The following is a 2675-nucleotide window of genomic DNA, read 5'->3' as shown; positions in this document are numbered from 1 at the left end:
GCACCCGGTCGGCAAGCGGCAGACACCACGGCCGTCCGATCCGCGGCCCATCGCCACCCCGCTCCCGCACCACCTTCAACAACCGCTCGAACTGCGTCATGCGTAGCCCCGTGAACGTCTCCACCCACAACGACTCAGCCCTCAACACCCCACGCATACAAGGGAAATGCCCAGATCACGGCCTTCTGCAACGCGCTTTAGATCCAGCCAAACGAGACGAAACGCAAACACCGCTAGACGATATTAATATAAACATAGTAAAATCCACCCCATGAGGAACAAGTGGAGACGCCTTTCCATTGCGGGAGCGTCGGCGGTTGCAATATTTTCCGCAACATCGGGAAATGCACAGGCTCTCACCTATGAGGCATCTGCGGCCTGCACTGCAAATCCTGGAGTTAACGGACGGGGGTATTTCGATAATTGGACACATAATTACACCGACATGGAACTGAAGGTAACTGACTACGCCTCAGATGAGCACCATGTAGCCGTACGATTCATTTCAAAGGAAACATTCAGCGGCCCCATCAAGTACTGGACCTGGCGTCACCACTACGGCGGCCTACACACGACCGGCACGTGGACCACCCACGCATCCACTGGGCAAAGCGGACTAAGTCACATCGGCATACAAGCAGCAGTAATGGAAGGCTCAAGGATCGTCAGAAGCTGCACCAGCTGGGCAGTGGAACGGTAGCCGAGATGTAGCGCACAAAGTGAGAAACTTCTGATGTAAAGATCTGGGGCCCGCGGAGGTTCTCAGATGCGCAACGGTCGGGCCTAGTCTCGATCGTTCATGAGGGTCCGTCAGCTTGCTGGCGGACCCTTCTTGCTCGTCCGGTGCGGGCGCCCTCAGCCATCGGATTGCCGCGCCCTTGACGCCAGTGGTGAACGCCTTCCACTCGGTGGGATCGAAGAGAAGGAATGGCCCATTAGGGTCCTTACTGTCTCGTATCCCGCGACCGCCGACAGCTGTGTGTGCCCCCTCTATACAGTCCATGTTCGCCCCCTGCGACGCTGACGAATTCTTGAAGGCAGGGGCGGCTTCCCGGTTCTTGCTCATTCTTCCTGTCCTCCTGAGAGCCTGCTTATTGCCCTCGGGTGAAACGTGAGGCTGTCGCCGAAGGTCCGCCGCTAAGGACGGTTGAAGCGTCGAGCCTGCCTCATGTTCCCCAAGGAGAACTTTGCTTGCGTCAACTCCCTCTCGAGCGATGCACAGTAACCAGCCGCATGGCGAACGTCAGGTTCACGGACGCTGGTAGGCGAATCCCGCACGTGGGACTGCCGCTGCAGCCGAGCCATCTGAGGCAACTGCACAGGACGCCGTGGAGACCGGGCTTCGGAGCGACAGCCGATCACGTACAACGGCGTGCACGTCATCGGAGCGTTGCAGTAGTCCGCCTCTGTATTTCTGTTTTCCTCCCTGTCGCACACCAATGCGCATGCCGATCGTGTCTTCATATAGCCCGACTCGTTGATCCGGTGGGGTGGGGAATCAGCCCTCTGCCCCGGCCGTACAGCCACACCCCCAGCGGAAGGGCAGAACGTGATCAACGACTCGGCGCTACTGGAGTCCAAAAGCCTGCGCGACAGCGTGCTGCAACGAACCGATGTGCTCGACAGAGTCAAGGCGCTGTCGCTGCTGCCGGACGGGATGCATGTGACGACGGCGATGGTGGCAATGTACTTCAGCGTCACCGTGGAGGCGGTCCGGGCCCTCGTGCACGACCATCGAGCTGAGCTGGAATCGAACGGGTATCGAGTTCTGTCAGGCCCAGAACTGAGTGACTTCAAGCAACTCAGTGGCATCCGGTCACGGACACGATCCCTGGCCCTCTTCTCCCGCCGGGCCGTGCTCAACGTCGCCATGCTTCTCCGAGACAGCAAAGTCGCACGTCAGGTGCGCGTGTACCTCCTCGACATGGAGTACGCGGCCCGCACACAGCCTGTGGAAAACCCTCTCCCGACCGACATCACCACCCTTGACGACCGCACCGACCAACTCATCACCCACATCCTCGGCAAGACCGTCGTCCCCCTGTTCAACGCCCTGATCGCCACCGCCGGCCAACACCACCGCGAACTCATCGAACTCCGCGAGGACATCGAGAGCGTCGAACGGAGGCTGTGCTGGCATCACCGGCGGATCAGCACCCTGGAAGGAGATGCTCCGAGGGATCAGGTCAGGGCATCCATCGCAGCCATGACGTGGCAGGCGTTCGAGCGTCACGTCGCCGATCTGCTGCGCCGGGACGGCTGCACGGACGTCGTCGTACGGCAGGCCCGCACCGACCGGGGCATCGACATCACCGGACACGCGGCCGACGGCCGTACCTTGGCCGTCCAGTGCAAGAACCGGACCGGTCGTGTGTCCGTCCCAAGCGCCGAGATGCAGAAATTCGCTGGAGCGGCACGTGCCATCGGCCAGGTGGATATCGCGCTGTTCGTCGCCACGTGCAAATTCAGTAGCGAGGCCCAAGCGATCGCCGACCTGAGCGGAGTCATCACCGTGAATCGTGACGAGTTGGAGGCGTGGAGCTCAGGAGCGCGTCTCAAAGCGCTGCGATAGGCGGAGCATGGCGGAGGGTTGCAGGCGCCAAAGCAAGGTTTTTCTTTCCGGTCCCCTCACTCTCACAGACAGGGACCCTCCAAGAGGGCGCCCGCCCGCTGTC

At 60.8% G+C, this 2675-nt stretch carries 2 protein-coding genes and 1 pseudogene; 1 reads left to right on the top strand and 2 read right to left on the bottom strand.

Features of this window, described 5'->3' with window-relative positions; translation table 11 throughout:
- Both ACFU95_RS22705 and ACFU95_RS22700 read right to left on the bottom strand, forming a co-directional pair.
- Positions 1-157, bottom strand: a pseudogene (locus ACFU95_RS22705) (IS5/IS1182 family transposase); the annotation flags it as partial.
- Between the two features lie 498 nt (positions 158-655).
- Positions 656-1066, bottom strand: coding sequence for a DUF397 domain-containing protein (locus ACFU95_RS22700; RefSeq protein ID WP_383830449.1), 411 nt, complete (start codon positions 1064-1066; stop codon positions 656-658).
- Between the two features lie 483 nt (positions 1067-1549).
- Here ACFU95_RS22700 and ACFU95_RS22695 point away from each other — a divergent pair, with 483 nt between their 5' ends.
- Positions 1550-2572 carry a restriction endonuclease gene (locus ACFU95_RS22695; RefSeq protein WP_383830446.1) on the top strand — a complete coding sequence of 341 codons (1023 nt, stop codon included), beginning with the start codon at positions 1550-1552 and terminating at the stop codon, positions 2570-2572.
- Positions 2573-2675: the final 103 nt, after the last annotated feature.

The sequence above is a fragment of the Streptomyces sp. NPDC057623 genome (assembly GCF_042800355.1).
Taxonomy (GTDB): domain Bacteria; phylum Actinomycetota; class Actinomycetes; order Streptomycetales; family Streptomycetaceae; genus Streptomyces.
Note: the sequence above shows the minus strand (reverse complement) of the source record. Positions and strands in the feature narration are given on the sequence as shown.